The 21,946-nt window shown below is 55.3% G+C and carries 23 protein-coding genes and 2 pseudogenes; 15 read left to right on the top strand and 10 right to left on the bottom strand.

The features are described from left to right. Window positions 1–132: pseudogene (locus CER19_RS06485) on the top strand (IS3 family transposase); the annotation flags it as partial. 90 nt (window positions 133–222) lie between these two features. On the opposite strand, the gene CER19_RS06480 reads toward CER19_RS06485, so the two are convergent. Next, window positions 223–1,989, bottom strand: a complete 1,767-nt coding sequence (locus tag CER19_RS06480) for an ATP-binding protein (RefSeq protein WP_116665813.1) — start codon at window positions 1,987–1,989, stop codon at window positions 223–225. 117 nt (window positions 1,990–2,106) lie between these two features. Between CER19_RS06480 and CER19_RS29360 the strand changes: the two genes are divergently transcribed. The 6 genes and pseudogenes from CER19_RS29360 to CER19_RS06450 all read left to right on the top strand — a co-directional run bounded on the left by CER19_RS29360 (window position 2,107) and on the right by CER19_RS06450 (window position 6,670). After that, a complete protein-coding gene (locus CER19_RS29360; RefSeq protein WP_116665815.1) occupies window positions 2,107–2,385 on the top strand; it encodes an MbcA/ParS/Xre antitoxin family protein in 279 nt (92 codons plus the stop codon). Window positions 2,386–2,445: 60 nt separating this feature from the next. After that, window positions 2,446–3,200, top strand: a pseudogene (locus CER19_RS06470) (NAD-dependent deacetylase). Window positions 3,201–3,437: 237 nt separating this feature from the next. Next, window positions 3,438–4,019, top strand: a complete 582-nt coding sequence (locus tag CER19_RS06465; RefSeq protein ID WP_116665812.1) for a hypothetical protein — start codon at window positions 3,438–3,440, stop codon at window positions 4,017–4,019. A 246-nt stretch (window positions 4,020–4,265) separates the two neighbouring features. Next, the gene (locus CER19_RS06460; protein ID WP_116665811.1) at window positions 4,266–5,522 is read left to right on the top strand and encodes a nucleoside triphosphate pyrophosphohydrolase family protein; all 1,257 of its coding nucleotides are present in this window, start codon (window positions 4,266–4,268) and stop codon (window positions 5,520–5,522) included. Between the two features lie 93 nt (window positions 5,523–5,615). Next, window positions 5,616–6,062, top strand: coding sequence for a hypothetical protein (locus tag CER19_RS06455; RefSeq protein ID WP_116665810.1), 447 nt, complete (start codon window positions 5,616–5,618; stop codon window positions 6,060–6,062). Further along, window positions 6,059–6,670 carry a hypothetical protein gene (locus CER19_RS06450; RefSeq protein ID WP_116665809.1) on the top strand — a complete coding sequence of 204 codons (612 nt, stop codon included), beginning with the start codon at window positions 6,059–6,061 and terminating at the stop codon, window positions 6,668–6,670. The genes CER19_RS06455 and CER19_RS06450 overlap by 4 nt, the downstream gene beginning before the upstream one ends. Window positions 6,671–6,721: 51 nt before the next feature. Here CER19_RS06450 and CER19_RS06445 read toward each other — a convergent pair whose 3' ends face one another. Continuing rightward, entirely contained in the window at window positions 6,722–7,129 is a 408-nt protein-coding gene (locus CER19_RS06445; protein WP_165861608.1) for a helix-turn-helix domain-containing protein, read from the bottom strand. A gap of 10 nt (window positions 7,130–7,139) precedes the next feature. Here CER19_RS06445 and CER19_RS06440 point away from each other — a divergent pair, with 10 nt between their 5' ends. From CER19_RS06440 to CER19_RS06430, 3 genes are read left to right on the top strand one after another with little or no spacing between them, the layout of a single operon-like run. Then, on the top strand, window positions 7,140–7,430 hold the full coding sequence (locus CER19_RS06440; RefSeq protein WP_116665807.1) for a DUF4031 domain-containing protein: 291 nt from the start codon (window positions 7,140–7,142) through the stop codon (window positions 7,428–7,430). 19 nt (window positions 7,431–7,449) lie between these two features. Further along, window positions 7,450–8,664, top strand: coding sequence for a nucleoside triphosphate pyrophosphohydrolase family protein (locus tag CER19_RS06435; RefSeq protein WP_116665806.1), 1,215 nt, complete (start codon window positions 7,450–7,452; stop codon window positions 8,662–8,664). Beyond that, a complete protein-coding gene (locus tag CER19_RS06430) occupies window positions 8,661–9,332 on the top strand; it encodes a uracil-DNA glycosylase (RefSeq protein WP_025994267.1) in 672 nt (223 codons plus the stop codon). The genes CER19_RS06435 and CER19_RS06430 overlap by 4 nt, the downstream gene beginning before the upstream one ends. Here CER19_RS06430 and CER19_RS06425 read toward each other — a convergent pair. The 7 genes from CER19_RS06425 to CER19_RS06395 all read right to left on the bottom strand — a co-directional run bounded on the left by CER19_RS06425 (window position 9,329) and on the right by CER19_RS06395 (window position 15,320). Further along, entirely contained in the window at window positions 9,329–10,126 is a 798-nt protein-coding gene (locus CER19_RS06425; RefSeq protein WP_116665805.1) for a hypothetical protein, read from the bottom strand. The two genes, CER19_RS06430 and CER19_RS06425, sit on opposite strands and share 4 nt — an antisense overlap. Then, complete coding sequence (locus tag CER19_RS28555; RefSeq protein WP_133298313.1) at window positions 10,104–10,754, bottom strand: C1 family peptidase; 651 nt, start codon at window positions 10,752–10,754, stop codon at window positions 10,104–10,106. The genes CER19_RS06425 and CER19_RS28555 overlap by 23 nt, the downstream gene beginning before the upstream one ends. Next, window positions 10,751–11,770 carry an ImmA/IrrE family metallo-endopeptidase gene (locus tag CER19_RS06415; protein WP_116665804.1) on the bottom strand — a complete coding sequence of 340 codons (1,020 nt, stop codon included), beginning with the start codon at window positions 11,768–11,770 and terminating at the stop codon, window positions 10,751–10,753. Before CER19_RS06415 ends, CER19_RS28555 begins: the two co-directional genes overlap by 4 nt. Window positions 11,771–11,773: 3 nt before the next feature. Next, a complete protein-coding gene (locus tag CER19_RS06410) occupies window positions 11,774–12,130 on the bottom strand; it encodes a helix-turn-helix domain-containing protein (protein ID WP_116665803.1) in 357 nt (118 codons plus the stop codon). After that, window positions 12,127–12,399, bottom strand: coding sequence for a hypothetical protein (locus CER19_RS06405; protein ID WP_116665802.1), 273 nt, complete (start codon window positions 12,397–12,399; stop codon window positions 12,127–12,129). Before CER19_RS06405 ends, CER19_RS06410 begins: the two co-directional genes overlap by 4 nt. A gap of 695 nt (window positions 12,400–13,094) precedes the next feature. Then, window positions 13,095–13,877, bottom strand: a complete 783-nt coding sequence (locus tag CER19_RS06400) for an HNH endonuclease (RefSeq protein WP_116665801.1) — start codon at window positions 13,875–13,877, stop codon at window positions 13,095–13,097. 639 nt (window positions 13,878–14,516) lie between these two features. Then, window positions 14,517–15,320: an HNH endonuclease gene (locus CER19_RS06395; RefSeq protein ID WP_116665800.1), complete on the bottom strand. Its 804-nt coding sequence runs from the start codon at window positions 15,318–15,320 to the stop codon at window positions 14,517–14,519. Between the two features lie 380 nt (window positions 15,321–15,700). On the opposite strand from CER19_RS06395, the gene CER19_RS06390 reads away from it, so the two are divergent. From CER19_RS06390 to CER19_RS06375, 4 genes are all read left to right on the top strand, one after another. Further along, a complete protein-coding gene (locus CER19_RS06390) occupies window positions 15,701–16,219 on the top strand; it encodes a cysteine hydrolase family protein (RefSeq protein WP_116665799.1) in 519 nt (172 codons plus the stop codon). Between the two features lie 349 nt (window positions 16,220–16,568). Next, the gene (locus CER19_RS06385; protein WP_116665798.1) at window positions 16,569–16,823 is read left to right on the top strand and encodes a DUF6124 family protein; all 255 of its coding nucleotides are present in this window, start codon (window positions 16,569–16,571) and stop codon (window positions 16,821–16,823) included. 106 nt (window positions 16,824–16,929) lie between these two features. Continuing rightward, window positions 16,930–17,955 carry a hypothetical protein gene (locus CER19_RS06380; protein ID WP_116665797.1) on the top strand — a complete coding sequence of 342 codons (1,026 nt, stop codon included), beginning with the start codon at window positions 16,930–16,932 and terminating at the stop codon, window positions 17,953–17,955. Window positions 17,956–18,071: 116 nt separating this feature from the next. Beyond that, window positions 18,072–19,505: a glycosyltransferase family 39 protein gene (locus CER19_RS06375; RefSeq protein WP_116665796.1), complete on the top strand. Its 1,434-nt coding sequence runs from the start codon at window positions 18,072–18,074 to the stop codon at window positions 19,503–19,505. A gap of 15 nt (window positions 19,506–19,520) precedes the next feature. On the opposite strand, the gene CER19_RS06370 is transcribed toward CER19_RS06375, so the two are convergent. Next, complete coding sequence (locus CER19_RS06370; protein ID WP_005791582.1) at window positions 19,521–20,009, bottom strand: TIGR00645 family protein; 489 nt, start codon at window positions 20,007–20,009, stop codon at window positions 19,521–19,523. A gap of 162 nt (window positions 20,010–20,171) precedes the next feature. Between CER19_RS06370 and CER19_RS06365 the strand changes: the two genes are divergently transcribed. After that, window positions 20,172–21,946, top strand: a 1,775-nt coding sequence (locus CER19_RS06365; protein ID WP_256660397.1) for a hypothetical protein, incomplete at its 3' end; no start/stop codon positions are given.

The raw sequence follows: 21,946 nt of genomic DNA, 5'->3' as shown, positions 1-21,946 counted from the left end.
TAATTTGAGAGTGTGGAGCAACTGGCATCAGGCTTAGAGGATTACATCACCTACTACAACCAAGACCGCATAAGCCTCAGACTGAATGGCTTGAGTCCGGTACAGTTTCGGACCCAGGCACTAAATCAATAGCGTCTCCTGTCCAACTTTTGGGGGGCAGTTCATCCCGGGGTCACTAAATTCCGAAGGCTCGAGTCAGGAATCTGTCCCCCTAGAGACGGCCTATACCAACAACGAGCCAGGAAAACCCGGGGCACGTTGAAGCTGCCATTCAATTTGTCGGCGTGCTGTGGAAATAATGTCTGTAAACAATAGGCAGCTGACTCCAGGTTCAAGCTCTCGGGTCGGGAAGCCATCAATCCGTCCTCCTATTACTAGAACTTTTATTGGCTTAGAGCTATACCCGGTAAGCTCATGCCGATACCGAGTTGCTTGCTGGTAATCCGCAAAGCTCAAAGGATGCGAGGGACGCTTAAACTCGATCAGCAAGAACTCCCCCAGCAAGCTTTCATTCAACAGCAAGTCTGGACGGGTCGTGCCTTGCGCTCCGGAGTACTTCTGTTTCAGCAGCTCCTCAATCTGCCGTTTCAAAGTGATATTGGAGCTGAAGATCGTGAATGCAGCACCCAAAATCCAAAGATTTACTTCTATAGCTTTATGTACCGTTGACTCAAGGCAGCCTTCATTTCGGACTAGGCGCTCCAAGTCGTCCAAGAACTGCAATCTGGCTCTAGCTTGGTCGACCAGAACGGCCATGTCGGCAAGGCCAAAGCTCTCCAGCGCATCAGCAAGGTTAACGATATCGCCGCGATTTGCTTCAGCGAGATGCTCGACGATAGAGCGGTATTCGGTACGTTCTACGGCCTCAAGAACGACAAACGCGAGAGCCTGTACCTTGTGGGCAGGTTCGTCGTAATACTTTTTCAAAACCTTCTTTATTGCTCGATCTGCGAACTCGCGCTTGTGCTGGGGCAGTTTTTCCAATCGGCCGGCGACCGCTTTTTGCAAGCGAGCATGCGCCATCCGCATTTCCATACCGTGCGTAGAGCGGAAAGCCTCAACCAAATTTTCCTGCACGAAGGTGACGATCTGTAGGTAGGCCTCGCTGTTTTCGATTACCGAGTCCCACCCAGCAGTCACATAGTCCATCAGCCCGTCAGCTTCGACCTCGCCATATAGCTTTCTCAGCAGACGAGCAGGAATCTCATCACTGTTCTCCAAGCCAAAAAAGCCAGGCTTCCCGACTGCCTTTCCTTCCACCATCAAAGTAATGCCGGGGCGTCTCAGACCACTTTTCTTTTTGCTAATGGCAAAACGAAGAGTCGCATCTCCCGCATCAGGAAACGTACCCCGCACCTCAGTAAATTCTCCTTCAAGATCATCAATGCCCAGCGGTTTACCATTGATGATAATTTTGAAGTCCTTCTGCCGACCGTACTCCATGATCAGTTCTTGGCGTAGTCGATCAGCACTTGGGTAACGTAGCCCTTGGCGAAGATGCGTTAGTGTTACGCAGGTTCCATGATCTTCGGAGCTGCATACGCTCACCTCTAACGGGAGCGTCAAGTGTTCGATGTCAGAGGCCGACTCAAGGTCCTGAATACCGAGCGTGAACGAAATCTGTTGGCCTCGGGCCATTGTGGTGAGACACATCACCGAAGCGGACATCAGCCCAGCAAATTTCCCGATGCCTTTCTTACCTTTGATCGGACGCCTTTTTTTTGATGTACGTCCATCAGTCCGCATCCGTCGATCAGATGCAATTTTCAGATAATGAGACTCAAGCTCCTGGCGAGTCATCCCGTTGCCATCGTCGCGCACAACAATAGGGCCATCGGTCAATGGCTCAGGTAGTTCTATTACCACCTCTTCTGCATCTGCATCCCATGCGTTATCAACTAATTCTTTAAGAGCTTTTTCTGTCGTTGAGTAATCTTGGCTGAGCAACGTTGCCAGTCGGGAGTCAACCTGAAAATTTGCTTGCTGCATCTCACATTCCATCATGGAAGGTTGTCGGTCCCGAGCACATCAACGACATGCACGAAAGGTTATTTCCGCTCATTCTACACAAGAGTGGCCTAATGATGGCTCGCCGAGTAAGCAAAGCTGGGTTCGCCACTCCAGCCTGGCCTTTGGTCAATCGGTCCGAACCTCTCTCCAACCGCCGAATGTCTCAGCAGGCAGTATCAGGCTTATCTGGAACGGCGAGACCTGATTCTGATCAAGGCGACAAACGTATTCGGCAGCTCAGATCTGGTCGCAGAATGGTTCATCAAACCCGCCCGGGGCCTGGATTACCGACCACCCTGCAGCGTTATCATGGATAACCACGACTATAAGCTGGTCTATGAATACCTGGATCGCATCGAATATGGCGTTTATTGAACAACCTCCGACGCCTTCCTGTTAGCGGCTCAGCCGAGCGCTGTCATTGGTGGAGGGGAAATGGCCAGCACGATCAAAGCAGTCGCCACACTGATCGGTAACGCGAAGCGAATCGTGGTGTTCACCGGCGCTGGCATTTCGGCCGAAAGCGGCATACCGACCTTTCGCGAGCCGTTGACGGGCATCTGGGCGCGTCATAATCCGGAAAAGCTGGAGACCGCCAACGCGTTTCGCGAGGACGCAGCGCTGATTTGGGGCTGGTACGTGTGGCGACGGGCCCAAGTCGCAGCAGCTGCGCCGAATGCGGCACATCTCGCCATCGCGCAGTTGGGCAGATACAGAGATGTGACTGTCGTTACCCAGAACATCGACGATCTTCATGAGCGCGCCAGCTCAACAAATGTCATCCATCTGCATGGAAGCCTTGGGCAGCCAAAGTGCTTCGCCTGCCATTGAACCCCGGCTATCTTCCCCTTCGAAAAGCCGGTCGCCAGTGAGGGCCTTAGGATCGAGCCGCCACGCTGCCCCCGCTGTAACGGAAAACTTCGCCCAGGCGTCGTGTGGTTCGGTGAAGATCTGCCGACCGCAGCTTGGAAGAGCGCAGTTCTAGCCGCGAAAGATGCGATGTCCTACTGTCTATCGGCACGTCGGGCGTGGTCCTCCCGGCCGCCGAGATTCCCATCATTGCGCATCGCGCCGGTGCCTGCGTCGTGCACGTCAACCCTGCACAAGTTACCCAGCCGAGCACCCGGGAACTGTGCCTGATCGGACGCGCAGTAGAGCACGTCCCTGCCCTCGTTTCGCTCTTTGGGTAGGCTGACCTACCTAGTTGATAACCGCTGCGACGGCACTGCCCCTTAGAACAGCGAAACCTTCGGGTTTTCGTGCTGGTTCTTAGATATTTTTTAGTTGTAAACCATTACCACAGACAAAACTATTAGCGTTTTAGTCTACAGCATTTTACAGCGTTGCCGACACGCTAATAATAAGGCTTCAGCAACTGAGCCTTATATACCCTTAGATCGCTTTCGATGTTTAAAAGGACACTGTTCATGCGTGTTATTGAGCGTTTCAAAAAGCTGTCACCGGTCATGAAAATCGTGGCTTCCGTCACATCCTTCTTCAGTAGCGCGGCGGGCATCGCCGCCCTATATTTTATCTTCCATCCGCTCACCAACTTCAACCCGGATGTCGTCGGTCGATGGGACAGCGATTACTCCTATCCGATAACCGATGGCACCCTGCACTTCAAAGGTCGCACCAACCTATTTCATGAGGGGAAATACAACGTTTCTGGCGTCATCACGCTAGAGGGCAAGATCAAGGAGCAAGGCTATAAATTTAGCTACAACGCTATAGGTGCCGGCAACTGGACTGCTGACAGCGAGCGGATGTCGATTACATTGCAAAATATACACTCGACTACCAAATCCATCGAGGTAGCGGGAATAGACATCAGCCCACAGCTGGTAGAGAAGCTATCTGGTAAACCTACCCCCGAACTGAGCGACGCCTACCCTAGCGGTATGTCCGATGAATACAGCCTAGAGTTCGTCTCCTCTGATATCGTCGTACTTCAGGCAACGGATCCGTTTGGCAAGCCTTTCAAGATCCAGATGCACCGCCAGTCGTAATCAGCCAAGCTTCAGTGGTCGGAGGGCATGCTCTCCGGCACCAGCGAATAGCCATAAAGCGATATCCGCTCTTGAAGCAAGAGAGTGAACGACGCCTTTGTAACTGAGTATGTCAGCAGCACGACTCTCCGTCCGAATCACCAGCTCAGGACTTGAACAGCTCACATTGGATCCATCATGATGATATCAAATCGACTTCACGGCGCTGACGGTCGAGCCTGATATCTCAGTTCAGCCGGAGGCTGCATGGACGCACAGACTTCACCTTCATCGAAAGAAATTTTCGACCCGTCAAAGACGCCTGAACAATTCGTCATCCTGCCATCAGAGATACGTGGTGACCGGATTAGCATCAGCACATACCAGCGCATTGCGCACACAACCGACAAGCTGCCAGATGCCGGATTGGAGCTCACGATTCTCGGGCTTTTCGGTGAGGTCGGCAGCCTGTTGAGCGCCTTCAAGAAACTGCAGCGAGATAGGGCAGCCTTTAAGCGCTACAGCGCAACCATCCTCGAGGAGCTTGGCGACACGCTCTGGTATTTCTCAACGCTGGCCACGCGAGCCCAGCTCGACCTGCCTACGATCGCTCAACAGGCGTTTCGCGGCCTAGAGGACTGGGAGAGCGTGATGCCTGAGGATCCCAACCTGGGTTTTGCCGACCTGCAGAGTCGAGATGGCAAAACGGTTTCGGAAGAGTCGTTCAGCACACAGGTCCTTGCGCTCGCCGGCTGTGTGGGCGATCTGCTCAATGACTTCAAAATTGGCACGTTCAAGCGCAACCGCGACCAGCTTTCTGCTCACATGGTAGAGATATTCCGGGCACTGGTCGCCGCAGCGAACTCAGCCGATGTGGACATGGGCGCCGCGGCGCTTGGAAACCTCAAGAAGACTTTCAGTCGTTGGCCGGCAGAGACGACCTACCCGTCGCGCTTTGATGCCGAGATGCCCAAGAATGAACGATTCCCTCCACGGCTGGAGTTCTACATTGCCGAAGAGACTGCAGGCGAGAAGCAGTACGTCATTCAGAAGTGCAACAAGATCATCATTGGCGATCGCCTAACCGACAACAAAATGGAGCGTGATGACTACCGCTTCCACGATGTCTTCCACCTGGCGTTTGCAGTTCATCTGGGGTGGTCCCCGGTGCTCCGCGCACTCCTCCACCTGAAGCGCAAATGCGTTCCTGAAATTGACGAAAACCAAGACGGCGCCCGGGCCATCCTCATCGAGGAAGGGGTTGCCACGTTTATCTTTGGCCGCGGGCTTGAGTGCGAGCTGTTCGAGACCGTCGATCACGTCGACTATGACCTGCTGAAGTCCATTCAGGATTTCGTCAGGGGGTACGAGGTTGCCTGGTGCGCACTGTGGCAATGGGAGAAGGCGATCATGGACGGCTTCAGCATCTTCCGACAGCTCGTTAATAAGCGAAAAGGCTACGTGATGGCGGACTTCGAGAATCACACGATCAGCTTTCGCGAAGGCAATGACGACGATGAATAGCCGCCGTCCGCCTATTGCGTCTTGGAACGCTGGCTGCAGCGGTTCCCTTCAATCCGTCCAACTACCCACACACCCGGTTGAGGAGTTTCACTCATGAGCGATAAGGCGTGCATCGTCTTCACGACAGGGCTCGAACATAAAGCCCAGACCGTGTCACAACAATTGAACGAAAGAGGTTTCGAGGTCTGCATGACCGGAGCCGAGCAACCTGAAGTTGAAGCTGCTCAGGCGGATCTGCCTGTCTCCTATGAGATCCAGAGCTGCATTGACAACGCCGTGATCAGCATTTTCCTGATCCCGGAGGAAGGCTATGAGTGCCTGGAAGGTGCCGCGGAACATGCTGCAACACGTGGCACACGTATCGTGGCCATCGCCGCAGACATCGAGTCACTACCTCAGGTATTCGATGAACACGCCTACTCCGTACTTACGATCGACAGTCCGCGACTGGATGAGGTCATCGGGGGAGAACCGGTCTGGGAGCGCGCAGACGGCAGTCCACGAGAAGAACGCGACATCGATCGGGTCGAGTGCCAATGAGTGATCTACCGAAAGTATTCTCCTACAAGCTCGTGAGGGATTACGGCTTTGCGCCAAACCCGTTTCATGGCATCTGTACTCTGGGCACCTGCAAACCACAAATCAGGGAGGGAGCCCAGAGAGGAGACATCATCATTGGATGTGGCAGCAAAGCGCTGAAACTAGAAGGCAGGATGATCTTCGCGATGCGAGTGTCCCAGAAAATGTCCTTTCAAGAATACTGGGAGCACGAAGCGTTCAGAATCAAGCGACCCAATCTGCGTGCGAGTAAAAGCATGGCCTATGGAGATAACATTTACCGTCGGGACGGCGATGGCTGGATTCAAGAAGACTCACATCACAGCTTCGTTGGAGGAGCATTGAACCGGGACAACCTGAACAGGGATACCGGCTCGGACAACGTTCTGATCGGTGAAGAATTTATTTACTGGGGGGCGAGCGCAGTAGAGATTCCTGAACACCTACGAGACTTCGAAGGAGACGATCTCTACCCACATTCGAGAAACTACCGGAACGGGTTTTCGAAAGACTTCAGGGCCGAAATCGATGCCTGGTTCAAGGAGATCACCGATCGGGGCCGCAGAGGCCGACCAGCTTCCTGGGGCTAATCTAACCGGTAGCATTCGAAGGATCACGCCAGCGTTGTATCCCAGTGAAAACTAGGGAAGACGTTGGCCATGCCCGTCAGTACGGCATCCACCCTCAAGTGCCATTTCAATCCCTTCCAGAAAATGACGAATTAACCCCTCACTTTGCGGCCATGAGCGAATGATCGCCTGCACCGTGTCGACCACGCTTTCGGAGGGGACGAGCTGACTATCCGGCGCATGTGAAATGTGCAAAAAATTGCAAATAGTTAGCAAGTTTTTACTCAGCAATTTGCAACCGCCCCGCTCCATCTTGGAGATCTGGGTGTAGTGAACTCCCGTGTTTTTTTGCAGGTACTTCAGGGTAAATCCCCTCTGCGTACGTACTGCCTTTATACTTCTACCGAGGTCTGATGCATTCATTTCGATTGAGTTTTTTTGCCAAGTGTGTGCAAAATATTTGCACACTTTTCTGTTCAAGGCGAGGACCATGGCGGTCTATGTTGATGCAGAGGGAATCAAGTGGCGTGGCCGTGAATGGAGCCATCTGGTCGCCGATTCTTTGGAAGAATTGCATGCCTTCGCCGATAAGCTCGGCTTGAGACGCAGCTGGTTCCAGTCCAAGACGCTCTATCCACACTATGATGTAACCAAGTCTGTCAGGACGCGGGCACTAGCAATGGGGGCGTACGGTGCTGATAGAGAGAAAATTGTCAGTTGCGCAAGGCAGATGCGATCCGAGATGATCCAAGCTCATCGAGATGCTCACTCTGGCATCTGACAATGGAAAGGGAGCTTCCATGCCGGTACCAACACCGCAACTACCTTCGCTGTCGATCCCTCAATACCGACTGAAAGCTGGCGGTACCAACCAGTTTCAAACGGATGAAGGCGGTTACCAGAAGCTGAAGTTCGGCTACTTCGGTGAAGTGGGAGGGCTACTCTCCGCAGTCAAAAAGGTTGGTCGTGACCGTCTAGCAGCTTCCGTCAACGACTTGGCTGCAGAGGAGCTGGGAGATGCACTGTGGTATCTGATCAACATCGCGGCATCCGTCGATGTCGGCCCGGATGAAATAGGTGCAAGCTGCATCGCCTATCTGCGTTCGGAGTTTGGGGAAAGCGAGAAGCCTCCTATCCTGCCCGTGACTTTCCGGCACATCGACAGCCTCATGGAAATGCGCAGAAGCCCGGACAATGTCGACCGCTCCACTCAGCTCGCCAGATTGGCGAACCGGGCAGGCGTGCTAGCCGAGGTTTCGTTTAACTCTATGCGCGCCTTGGCTCCCGCAGCCCGCAGCCTGAATCTCGGCATTCATTTGGCAGAACTGGCCATAGCTTGCGCCAGTTTCGATCTTAGATTTGAGGACGTGGCCCGGAGCAACATCGACAAAATCCTCAGCCGATGGCCGGATGACAAAGCCGTTTATCCCCCAGCGTTTGATCTCAAGAGCCCTGATCATGAACAATTCCCCGCCGAATTGGCCATGGAGTTCAACGAGCGAGGCACCCGGGAGAACGGCTATGTGGTTCAGAGCCTGAAGGGGGTATTCATTGGGGATCGGCTCACAGATAACAGCAACGAACCGGACGACTACCGCTTCCACGACGTTTTCCATCTTGCCTACGTTGCGTTCTTAGGCTGGTCGCCAGTATTGCGCGCGCTGCTCAAACGCAAGCGCAAGTCTGACCCTAAGAAAGACGAGAACGAAGACGGTGCCCGTGCGATGATCATCGAGGAAGGCATCGCGACCTGGATCTTCAACCATGCTAAGAGCCGCAAGTTTTATATCGATGCCAACCCAGGCGCGCTGGATTACAGCGTGCTAAAACAGATTGAAAGCATGGTTGAAGGCTACGAGGTCGAGGCGTGCAAGCTGTGGCAGTGGGAAAAAGCGATCCTGACCGGATTTCAGGTTTTCCGCGAATTGCAGGAGCACAGAGGCGGAACCGTACATATCAACGTGCAAGAGCACACCATGCACTTTGAACCTTTGGAAAAAAAAGAGCAGCCATGAACCCTACCGCCTTTGTGAATGCCCTGTCTGAACTGCAATTGGACAATGTGTTCAATCCCTACGCTGACAAGTGCCCCGTCCATGACCGCAGCGATGCTGTCGCTGCCCGTCGGCGCAATCTGCGAGGCTATCTGAAGGCCGCGACCGATATCGGTGTCGACACCATCTGGATGGGACGAGATCTGGGCTATCGCGGCGGGCGACGGACTGGGCTTGCGCTCACCGATGAATTTCACCTGCCGGAAATGATGCAGCGCTACCCGGGCTCTAGCTTCAAGCAGGCAACGGTCGGCCCTGCAGTGGTCGAGCGCACCGCCTCCGAAATCTGGTCAGTACTCAGAGCGCTCGCCCTTCCGCCGCTGCTATGGAACGTTTTCCCGTTTCATCCGCACGAGCCAGGCAACCCATTCACCAATCGCAAGTTCACCGCGCGCGAACTGCAGAAGGTAGACCTGCTCAACGAAACACTGATCAAGTGGCTAGGTGTGCGCCGGGTGGTGGCCATTGGCGGAGATGCCTATAACTACGCAAGCCGTTTCGATGTCGAAGTTATTGCCATTCGCCACCCTAGCTACGGCGGTATCAAGGACTTCCGCAACGGAATGAGCGCCCTATACAACATCCCAGTGGAAACGTTTAGCTCGAAGCGACAGGGTTCGCTGTTCTAGTCAGGGAATGCCGCAAGCATCTGCTTAGCGGCCTTCGCACCACCCAGCGATTCCACATCCAGATAGGCATGCGTTGCGATGCAGGTCAGAACTCCTCTCTCGAATTCGGACTCATCGCTGACAAACTTATGCAGGTTGCTCAGCCCGATCAGATTACCCAAAGCTCTCTGACCGTACCAATGAGACCGATACACCGCTGTCAGATCCAGCTTGTCGCCGGTCACCTTGAAACTGAGATGGCTTAGGCACGGCATATTCATCGGTTTGTTTCGATCGGCAGCAGGATCATACAACGGCAACTCAAATCCGAATCCGTCGTCATGGATGTCGTATTCGACATCCACCACACCCAGCTCGTAGACCGCTTGGAAGCTGCGTCCAGTCTTGGAGGCCTGAAGTTTGCGGACGATAACCTCCAGTGGATTGAAGACTGTCTTGCCGTCACGACTGACTCTACGCATCATTCGATAGGCGTAGGTGCCCCATGTCCCGCCCTTCATCCCGCGAGCCATTGCGTTCAGATAAGACTCATAGAACGCCGGGCGCCCTTCTCGGCGGTACATCTCGTTCGGAAAAATGGTGCCCGCTACCGTCTGCACGCTGAGACCCGACCAGCGCTGGCGAAGTGCGGTATCGACTGCGCCGATGACATCTCTGTCCTGCGCCTCCAGGACCCCAGGCGAAGTGATCTCTAACACCAAGTTTCGAGCCACGTAATCTGGGCATGTCACCAGATGGCGGGCAGCGGCCTGCCACGCGGATACCACTCGGTCACGCTGAATCAGGACTGCCATGTTCCACTCCAAATGCGCATGTAGCATGCGCAGCAATATATGCAACCGGGATCCAAGCATGTCCGTTCTGGCCCCACGCCTCCCCCCAACTGTTGCGGGTCAAAAACCAGGTCTCGCCCTGGGCGTCATGCCCTAAACCGACAGCCACCACTGCATGCTGCATCGCTCCGGGAAGTAGGGAATTGCTGAACGTGATTACTCCATTGACAGGCAAATAGAACTCATAGGTGAGCCGCAGAGCTAGACCAATAGGCACTCCCATCCGCATGCGAATGATGAGTTCGTCTACATCGGCGTTAAAGAAGCGGATGGGGTGACCAAACAAGTCCAGGGTGTCAGGTAAGGCCTCTAGAGGAACAACGGGCTCATCGACCTGATAAGGAAAGTCGGTCTCCCGGGCATGACCAGCCCGCGACGCTTCAGCCGCAGCAGCGACCTGAACCCCATCACCGGGCTGCCAACCGGGAATCCTCCGGATCGTCGCACGGTAGAAATATTCAGGTCCCAAGTCATCATCAGCAAAGCGGTGATTCAAGTCGGTCACCGCGAAAGCCACGCAGGTCGGACGATTACCCTGATTTCTTGCCCTGACCGGAGAGCTGTCAACCAGACACTCGATGGTGATCACGAGCCAGCGACCTCTCGAATCAAAGCAGCCTTCGATTCACGGCTCAGCCCTTCTGCGATCGGCTCGAAATGCGTCTTGGAATAGAATGAAGCGTCGCCGGCCTGCTTGCCCATCCATGGTCGCACTTCGGAAAGCGTTACTGCATGAGATTCTTCGGTATCCACCTCCTTCGCTGACAGCAAGTAATCCAGCGTGGAATCGGCTCCAAATACCACCCTCTGCGGCCCCACAGGTAGCGCAACTGATAATGGAGCCAGCGTGAACCCTTGCTCGACCACCCGCTCCGCAGAATCTGCCTGCCACAGATAGCCAGCGGACGCGTGGCTTTTCAGGCGCACCACCAAGTGATCTTCCGGACGCGGCTCCAGCACCGAGGATTGATCGGTTTCGTCGAATAGCCAAACATCCTTCGTGGCGTCCGGCAAACACCCCTGAAGCAAAGATTGCTTGATCGAGGCAGGCGGAATTTTCAACAACCCCTGAACAACGTCATACGTCAGAACATTGTGCCGAACCAAAGACCAAGCCGCGGCGGAGTAGCTGACGCCCAAGCGAAGAGACATCTGATAGAGCACATGAGGATTGGTCAGCGACGTCCTGCTCCATCCTTTTCGCTTGCAGATGATGCTCAGCAAAGGCTTCGGAACCAGCAGGTGGTAGCCGAAGGTTTCAGCCTCCTGCTCCATCACTACGGCCTTGCCACCGTAGTCTATGGTTTCGTCCAGCGCACTCTGATGTCCCATGAAGTAGTGGCCTAATTCATGGGCGCAGGTCATGTGAATAAGGCCGGCAGAGCGAGCCGAGTTCACCAGAATCCCCGGCCGCTCCTCACGCAGGAAGGCCCCGAGCAGCTTATCCATGGGCCGTAACAACACCGAAACGCCTTCGCCTGCAGCGATACGAAAAGGATCGATGCGCGTGTAGCCGTCCTGCTCGATGCGCTCCATGGCGCGAGAGGACGCAAAGACCTCGGCAGCCACCTTGGCTGTCGCCACCGCGATGTCGCGTGCAGCCATGACTTACTCCCCGCGGTTACGCAACGATTGCTTCAGAAATTCAGCAAAGCGTGCCACTTCTTCCAGATCTTTCTCGGACAAGCCCTTCACCGCCCGCGCCAGGAATGCCAGTTGCTCCGGCCCGTTCGGGGCTGGCTCGACACCTGTCAACAGGTAGTCAAGTGTCCGCCGGTACAGCTTGGCCAGCTTACCAAGCTCCGCCGCCTCAACCTTTCTGGCGCCCAGTTCGATATTGGTGATCGACGGACGAGACAGTCCTAGCGCCGTCGCAACTTCTTCTTGCGAAAGCCCTACATATTCACGGGCTTGCCGCAGGCGATTACCGAAGTCATTGCCTCCCGACGACATAACATCACTCATTTCGGCTGCTCCTTGAGATGGCGGAGAACCTTATCGGTAATTTCAGTGATGAACTGGACCTTGGAGTTGTATCCCCCGTGGCGAATGATCAGCTCGACGGGCAGCTTACGCTGGACCAGCTTGTCGATCCCGACAAAAGCGTCGACAGCAGAGATGGAGTCCAGAGGAGCACCCAGTTCATCGGTCGACAAAGGATCATCGATGATGTCCTGCGCTCGCTTGTCCCAAAAGCTACTCAGCAATGTCTCGATTTGCGTCTTGATATCCATCACGCACTGCCCGTAAGAAAATCAAACTATACACGTAAGAAAAAAATACATCAAAGCCAAACGCATGCAAAAGATGCGTCATTGCCCGGAAGCCGATATTAACATTGGATCCCAAGCAAGGATCAATTTGCCATTATCACCTGTAAGTTGGAGGCATCGACTTGACACTATTTGCGAGGGAGGAGCGAAGCCCGAGACAGAAAGCGTTGAAGGCTCGGAAAGACTGCCAGTCAGTTTCACCCAGCTTTGGGATGCAGACGAAACCAAGGTGGGCGCCCGTCGGGAGAAAGTGATCAGGCCGCTGCGAGAGAGTTACTGCAGTCTGAGTACCGGAAAACGATCGAGCGCTGAGGATGGGGCAAGTACTATCCTCAGCAGGCTATGGGCTTAGTTGGTCGGTACATGGAAAAGGACGCCGAACGGACATCACCCTGGTTGACATAGAAGACGGGGATGGTCTGAAGTGCCTGATCATGGAGAGCCGGAAGAGCGGTGGGTTTATATCGTCACAACCAACCCGCCGACGTAGTTTTCCTGAGTCCACCACCGCTGGCCTATTTTCACAAAACTGCCGCAACAATGAACGCGCAGCACTATCGACCTGACACCCGCAGCTCCTCTGCCCGGTTTCAAGTGATGATCGCGGCGTGCTGGCTGTACTGACCGGTGCGCATAAAAACGGATATCAAGATGCCTCATATTTCCCGGTAGTGCGTTGGCAAATCTCCCAAGGCTACAGGGTCCATCCAGTCGAGGCGCGATAGGCATACGGCGCAGATCGCATCACTACCCCCTTCCTGGTTGATTGGCTGAAACACCCGTTGGATCAGACCGCAATCAACGCACTCGCCTCGCTCCACCCGAAACAGGACAACCAATGAAGGCTCACCCCCTTCACGAGGAGGCAGAGACCAGTGTGTGGCCCCCCAACCCAGCGCATCCTTCACCGTCGTGGTCACGAGTTGAAAAGAAGGAGTCAAACGAAGTGGCTGCCCGCTGCCCACAAACTCTCGCGCTGAAGCAAATTGCAACAGAACTGACAATCGCTCACGGGCTTCCCCCTCCAGCTTAACGCCGCTCTCATGCGCTCGCTCCAACACATTGAGCGCGTTGGCTACTTGACGAGCGCGAACGACCTCAGCGCTAACCCTATGAGTCTCGTCCGCCTTAGCGGCAAGTTTTTGCAGGAGTACCTGAATCAGGGGAGAAGGCTCGAACTGGACCGATGACTTTGTTCCATTGCACACGCTGCAGGCCGGCAGCCAATTTTCAAAAGAATTCAGGTCGAACGAAGCGGGAAGGCCAAGTTTCGCTTTAGCGGCGCTGCAAGCTGAGGGGCTATCGAGCAGGTACTCGGGCAGCACATGGTCGACCACCATCGTGCTGAGGTCGATCGGAACTTTGCACAGATAGCACTTCATGCCATGCACAAGAAAAATCGCCCATCGTTCTGTACTGGAGAATTTATACCTCGACATGATGCAATCCTCGCCCCCTCACCAATGTGTAACTGCGTAGATTAGCCAAAGCTACAAAGCCATTTGGTTAATCAGTTTTCAATCGATTGGAACGCTGGCAAATGACGGCCGATCTACCGGACTGGGGACCCAGTACTGAATCGCCCCGGTTTCTACCATTCACCACCTTCATCTTCTTATCAAGCGTAACCTGTGTTCTGAAAGCGGCAGGAAGATCACCCCAAATCATAAATGAGAAGCAAGGCCGTAAAAGCGACGTGCCAGACCATGCATATGCTCGTGGGGTATTCCAATTGGTATTCCAACGAAAATCAAAAAGTAAATTTAATGATAAAAATCAATAGATTAACATACTAGTTCAGATTACCCCGGCCCACCAAACGAACGAAAAAAGACGTCTATGGACGTCTTTTTTGTGCCTGAAATCCAGTAAATACGGGGAAAAATAAATCCATCTTCTTCTAGTCCCATTTTCCAATGGGATAAAAGGCTGCTACCTATACTGTACCGATCAGGAGACCGCGCAATACCTTGAGAGCCGACTTGCCGGGTACAGTAACGGCTAATGGGCTTGCCGGTACGATGTCACTATCCAGGGTTCAACCTCACAAAAAAACGTAGGCTGAACACAGCAGAAAACTAAGGCTCGATTACCCATCGCCCGCGCAACATGCCTTTCAGCTCATCAACGCTCAGCGTCATATCCCTCTTGCGATGGACCACGGCGTGACAGTTGGCGCACAACGTAACAAGGTCAGTCTCAGGGTTCACGGCTTTCTCACCACCAAAGTCCGAAATTGGCACTATGTGGTGAACGTGAATGAACCCCTTCGCGTACTCGCCGTACGCCTGTTCGAAATCAAAGCCACATGCCTTGCAGTCAAGCCCGTGGATAGCAATGGCCTTCACCCTCAGATCTTTCCGGCGTTCGTAACGGGTTCCAAAGTAACTTGATTTGCTGCCTTCGTTGGCCGATTCAAAGGTCAATGGATCGCCTTCGATATTTGGTGCGTCCTGGTCAGCCTGGGAAGATAGGAGCTTCGCATGGCTTAGGATTGCATCGTAATCCAGTTGGGAAATGGACCGAACTCCGTCACGCCAATAGTTGTTCACTCGAGTAGCGGGGATCGTCTCTAGGTACATTCCGTTAATTTTCGAGGGGATAGCGCCTTCAAACGGAGTGAAGTTTTCGATCAAAGCAAAAAGGTCACCCTTATCACTCCTCAGGTCTGCGTAGACCTTGCCGATGCGTGCCATACCAAAATAATGTGGATCGGCGCTGAGGCGGGCAGAAGCAAAGGTTTTGTCCTGGATGCGTCCTTTGTAATAGATCACTTCGGTTCCTTCAGCAAGCCAGGCTTGGTACCGCTTGGGGAAGTGATAGACAGCACCGGTTTCGTCTTGCCACTGCGATGTGTCGTTTTCCACGATGACTGCGGGCATTCCATTTCCTCTCGGCTGATGGCAAAAGCCTACCAAAAATGAGGAAACTTCTTACAAAATATTCCAGCTCAATTTTTTAAGATTCTTATTCTTTATATAAATTAATAAGATGAGAAAGCTTTTCGGCTTCCCCTGGCATCAACAAAAAAGACGCCCAAAGACGTCTTTTTTGTACTTGGCATCCCATCAATCACAATGCTAGTGTCGCCCCATGACTACCGATTGCCTCACCTCGACAACCACCACCACGACCGCATCAAGCGGAGCGTGCGAGGTGTCGTGAGCCAATAACAAACGAACACTTCAAAGGCCCGCCAGCGATGGACAGGGCCTTTTTTTATGCCCTTGTGTCGCTGGTTCACACGCAAGGAGATGCCCCCATGTACGCCCTGTTGATACTGGATATCCAAGTCGGACTCATCCACGGCCCGGAAAAACCCTGGCGCTGCGACGAGCTGTTGGAAACCCTCAATACCCTGATAGACAAGGCCCGCAGCGCAGGCGCGCCAATTTTTCTCGCGCGTCACATCGGCCCCGCTGGCTCGCCAATCGAGTCGGGCAGCCCGCTTACGCTGATTGCAGAGGAACTGAAGTTAATGGGTGGGGAAGTGGTGTTCGAAAAGCGTCGGCCTAACGCTTTTGCAATGACTGACCTGGCGGACAATCTGCGCTCCAGCGGCGCCACCGGCGTGGTAGTTACCGGGATGAAAACACAGTACTGCGTCGACAGCACCTGCCGCGCCGCCCGCGATCTTGGCTTCGATGCGGTACTTATCGCCGACGGTCATACCTGTTCCGACACGCCCTTGATGAAAGCCGAGGCCATCGTGGCTCATCACAATGCCACGCTCAACGGGCCGTTCTGCCAGTTGGTTCAGGCTGAGGACTGGAGCTTTTAACAGAGCCTGACGACGGGGGGAGATCAACAGGGCCGGGCTTCGGAATTTTCCTGCAAGACGCCGCGCTATTGATGAACTAGCGCACTCCACCCAACAAGCCTAGCCTTCCCCTGTCGCTGCAAAATCAGCGACCGGGTTTAGCAGCTCGGTTAATATCAAGGCCTGCAAAGCCACCATCCGTTCGAGCGATGCTTTCAGCATCCGCTGGTTCGTGTCATGGCGGCTGTGCGTGGGGCACTTTCGGGTGCGCCGGGTTCCTTGATTCCTGGTCTGCTAACCCGCGTACGGTCGCCACCCTTTTCGTTTAGCAGCGATGTCTGGCGACTCCATCAATCAAGGAGTTTCATCCATGAAAAAGCTCACCCCCAATCCCCCAACCACCCTCTTCATCCTCGCCGACGACATCCACCCCGAAACCCTGCTAATCCAAGCCAGCGAAACCCTCGCCTCTCTCAACGCGATGACCACCGACCTGGCTTTCGAACTTGAAGGTGCGCACCGCCACAAGTTGCTGGCTGCTCAGCAATTGATCGTTCTAGGTGAGCTACTAGTAGAACGGGTCTTGAACCCCCAGCCATTCACTCCCCATCCGCCACAACCCTAAAACACGAAAACGGGCGAGCTGCCTCAGCGCATCTCGCCCGCTGGCATCCCCTCACACTTCCCATTACCCTGACGGCCTTTATCAGACAACCGGAAGTCAGATACCCGTGCTCAAGCCCTTCGCCGTCATCGCCCTCACCGTCATGCCCTTGCTCGCCACCGCTGCCGAGTTGGCCGGGGTTTGGCAAGGTACTTTGGGCAAGTCCGCTATCACCGTCTGTTTCAACGGCGCCGACGGCGAGCATGGCAGTTATTACTACCAGCGCATCCGTACCCCGATTCAACTGACCCAGGCCAACGACAACGCGCCTTGGGTGGAGGAAGGAAACACCGGTTTCTGGGCCCTGCAAAAACCTCAGGGCGATACCCTTTCGGGTGCTTGGAGCAAAACCGATGGCGGTACGCCGCTGCCACTGGCCCTGCGCCGCATTGGCACGGACGGCTGCGGCAGCGATGCCTATAACGCGCCCATGGAAGCCGCGCCGCTGCCGATCAAGACCGAGAAGAAGACTTTCCACAACCATCCCTACCAGCTCAAGACCCAAGGCCCCCGCGTCACGCTCAAGCTGGAGGGTGACAGCCTAGCGGTGCAGAAGATCAACCAGCAACTCGCCGCACTGGCCGTCAATGACGAAGATCTAACCGACTATTTTTATGAGCGGCGTGAATACCTGGGTCGGAACGGCTCGGTCTATACCAGTGAGATCGAGGTTGAGCCTGCCTATTGGTCATCGCAATTTCTCACCGTGCGGTTCTACCGCTGGGCCGCAGGCCAAGGCGCCATGGGCATCAGTTGGGGGCTGCACTCCTGGAACCTGCAAACCGGCGAGAGTGTGGACCCATGGACCTGGCTCGGCGGCCATCAGCAATGGCATGACGCCTATTCCGGCCATTTGAAGCTGCCGGCCGCCTTCAGCACTTGGCTGGCCAAGCAAACCACTACCGACGAGGGCTGCCCGGCGATCACCGATTACTCCAACTTTCACCTCAGCTTCAACACCCAGGGCCTGCAACTCTCGACACCGGCCAATGGTGACGGTTGCGACAACGACTTGGCCTTCACCTGGGAGCAGTTGGAGCCGGTGCTGACCGCACAAGGCAAAGCGGCAGTGCCCAGCTTGAAACTGCCTTGACCCGCCGGAGAAAAACACCACAGCCGTTCACCAAAGGTTAAGAATCGCGCTCGTATACTCCCTGACTACCCATGACCGGTCGCCCGATCGGTCTCATGCCTCGGTAGCCAGACTCCATGACGCGCCCCGCTCCCCTGCTGCTCTTGCTTGCTGGTCTGTTGTTCTTCTTCGCCCTCGGCAACCATGAGCTGCAAGGCTCTACCGAAGCCCGGGTGTCCGGGATCGCCATGGCGATGCACTTGGACGATGACTGGGTGGTGCCGCGCCTGTTTCGTGAACCCTTCCTGGAAAAACCACCCCTGAGCCTGTGGCTGGACGCCGGGGCAATTCGCCTGTTTGGTGCCAGCACTGGGACGGTGCGCTTGGCCTCGGCGTTTGCCGGGTTGTTCAGCGTGATGCTGTTGTACGGGATGCTGCGGCGGTTCGGGCGGCCGCCGACGTTGGCGTTCAGCGCTGCGCTGATCCTGGCGACCATGGCCAGTTACTGGGGGAATGTGCGGGGTGTGGGTGAGGACTCGTTGCTCAGCCTCGGTGTCACCGCTGCCCTGCTGGGGTTTTACCAGGCGGTACGGCCCGAACGTGAAGGCTCCAGTGTGTGGGCCTGGGCGTTGTTTACCGCCGGGATGGTCATCGCCACGTTGAGCAAGGGCGTGTTGGGCCTGGCGATGCCGGGCATCGTGATCTTTGTGTACCTGCTCAGCACCAGCCTGATGGATAAACGCCTGCGGCTGGGCGATTGGTTCAAGCCGGCGCTGTTCACGCTGTTAGCCTTGGTGCCATTGCTGATCTGGCTGGGGTTTCTGTTTCAGCGCGGCGGGATGCAGGCGGTGGGGGAAGGGTTATGGACCAATAGCGTCGGGCGCTTCAGCGGTTCGTTCGTAGAAGCCGGGCATTACGAGCCGTTTTACTATTACCTCGCCAAACTACCCGAGGCCTTCCTGCCTTGGAACATCCTGGTGTACCTGGGCCTGTGGCACTTCCGTAAAAGCCTGGTGCGTAATCGCTACCGGTTGTTTTTCAGTGTGTGGCTGGTGGCGCAGTTCACCCTGCTGACCCTGGCTTCCAGCAAACGCACCGTGTACTTGATGGCGCTGACGCCAGCCGCGGCGGTACTGGCCGCCGAATATGCGCGGGTGCTGCTGGAGTGGGCCAAAGACCATAAGCCGGGGCTGTACCGGTATCATCGGCGCATTATTGGTGGAGTTTTCACCCTGGCCATCGCCTGCTACCTGAGCGCGGCGTTCTGGTTTGCTCCCAAAGCCGATTTGCGCCATTCATTCGTACCGGTGATCAGTCAGATCCAGACCCTGCAAGACGAAGGCAGGACGGTAGCGATGTACCAACCCAACGAGCGCATCGACGGCGCCAGCGTGTTCTACCTGCAGGCCTACTTGCCGATCCTGAACACCGAAGCCGAACTGCGCGCCTTCCTCAGCGCCAAGCCCGGCAACGTTGCATTGACGGACCACACCGACCGGCTGAAAGAGCCGGTTACGGTGATCAAGCAGATGGCGATCAACCGCCAGCCTTATTACTTCGTGGAGCAGTAAGGCCGGCGCGCGGCATCAATGCTTGGTGAGCTTGTCCAGATAGCCCATGGCGAACGCGGAGACCACGAACGTCATATGGATGATCACGTACCACATCAGGTGCTGTGGATCGACGTTCTTGGCGTCCATGAAGATGCGCAGCAGGTGGATAGAGGAAATCGCCACGATGGAGGCTGCCACTTTCATCTTCAGCGACGAAGAGTCCATGGTGCCCAGCCAGTTGAGCTTTTCCTTGTTTTCGTCGATATCCAGCTGCGAAACGAAGTTCTCGTAGCCGGAAATCATCACCATCACCAGCAAGCCGCCCACCAGGGCCATGTCGATCAACGACAGCAGCAGCAGGATCACTTCGGCTTCCAACATGGTGAAGATGTTGGGAATCACGTGAATGATTTCCTGGAAGAATTTCAGCGCCAGGATCAGCAAGCCCAGGGACAGGCCCAGGTAGATCGGCGCCAGCAGCCAACGCGAGGCGTACATTGTATTTTCGATAAAGCGTTCCATTGAATCTCACACAGCTTGGCTAAAAATGGCGCCAAGTATACCAGCCGCCACCTAGCCCCTGTCACCGCGAGAAAACTGACCCAAGTGGCATCTGTAAGAGAATTTTTCTGCTAGTGTCGAGGCCATTCACTCGGCTCGATGATGTCGGACAGGAAAACTCAGATGATGGATGTGCGATCCCCTTTGGCCGCTCTCGGCCTGTGCGCGGCGTTGCTGATGGCCAGCGGCTGCTCCCCCAAAGAAGAGCAGAAGCAGGCGACCCTCGAAGAGAAAACCACGAAGTTCGAACAGTCCCTGGACAGTATTCAGGACCCCAAGCTGCGTGATGCCGTCGCTGACCTGGGCGGCTCATTGCTCTTGCTGGAACGTGCGCGCGTCAAGCTCGCCAGCAAGCCCATCGAAGCCGAATACGGCGAAGACAGCCTGGCCCTGCTCAAGCATTACCCTACGCCCCAAGCGCTGGTGGACACCTACATAAATGGCCTGTTCGTGCTGCGCAAAACCTCGCACTCCGACTACCTGACGGATTTGCAGCCGGTCTTCCCGTTCAACTTCAACGCGCCGGACCAGTTTCCCTTCCCCCATGGCCTGGAATGGCAGTCGGTCACCCTGAGCAACAATAAAGTTATTCCCTTCCAGCCGGAATGGTCAGAAACCGACCCCGGCATCCAACTGAGCCCCAGCAGCTCCAACCTGACCAACCCCGACGACCTGACGGTGACCTACCCGTTTATCGAAGGCATCGAGACGGAAAACAAGAGCCAGCCACAACCCATCAGCCTCAAGGGCGCGGTGGAAGTGATCACCCCGGGCAAGGTGCTGACGTTTGACCTGACCAAACAAGACGTGGGCCATAAACGCACCGACGGCAACATCACCCTCAACCTACTGACGCTGGAAAAGAACTACGCCGAGATCGAACTGACCAACAGCCAGCCCCTGGCCGCCGAAGTCGGCGATGCGTCACCCAACCCGCTGCTGGTGCAGGCACGGGACAGCACCGGGCAATTTCTGACCCGCTCAGGTTCGATCAACGAGAGTGCCGCGCAGGTGGCGTTCTATGAGAAACAACTGGCCGAGATGCAGAAACAAACCGCGTGGTCCGATGCCTTCGATAAACAGCTCACCGACGCGCAAAAGGCCTTCGAGCGCCAGCAGACCAGCCATTACGCCAAGGTGTATTTCAACGGGCTGATCGATAACCTGCAGGTGAATGTGCTGGATTTCTCCAAGGCCACGCTCACCCGTAAAGACCTCGCCCTGCCGGTGATGCGCTTTGACAGGAACAGCCTGCAAAAGACCGTACAGCCCCTGCCAATGCCGGTCACGGTGTATGACGACGGCGCCGCCAGTTGGCTCAAAGATGCCTCGATGACCGAGGACCAACTGAAAAACAGCGTCACCATCAGCCAATCGACCGAAGACGCCAGTGCCGCAAAAATCGTGTTCGACCACCCGTTCACCTTCAATGACGACCTGGTCGGTGCCGAGCGCAACAACAGTGACGCGCCTATCACCTTTTTCACCGCCGATGACAAGGGCGAACGGGGCGAGCCTATCGAGCTGCCGACCGAGGCCTTCGAGCTGAACGCAGTAAGCGGCACGCTCACCTACGACCTCAACCTGTTCCCGGAAACCCCGGCGTATGTGGTGGGCTCGGTACCGTTGTTTTTGGCCACCATCGAGAAAGCCACCATTGACGCCGCCAAGCTGCCCAAAGGCCTGTCGCTCAAGGACAACGCGCTGATCGTCAACCAGAAGGACTTCCCCGCCGACAGCTGGCGCTTCTACGCCAAGGATGCCAGCGGCAATTACCTCAAGGAGATCCTCGGTGTCAGCCACCGCGCCCTTGAGGCTGATGGGTTGTGGCTGGCTCTTGTTTTCCGTCTCGATGCCTTCGATAAACGGGTAGGTCACCGTCAGGTCGTCGGGGTTGG

This window comes from Pseudomonas sp. GL93 (assembly GCF_003408955.1).
Classification (GTDB): domain Bacteria; phylum Pseudomonadota; class Gammaproteobacteria; order Pseudomonadales; family Pseudomonadaceae; genus Aquipseudomonas; species Aquipseudomonas paracarnis.
This window is presented reverse-complemented; position numbering and strand designations above follow the sequence as displayed.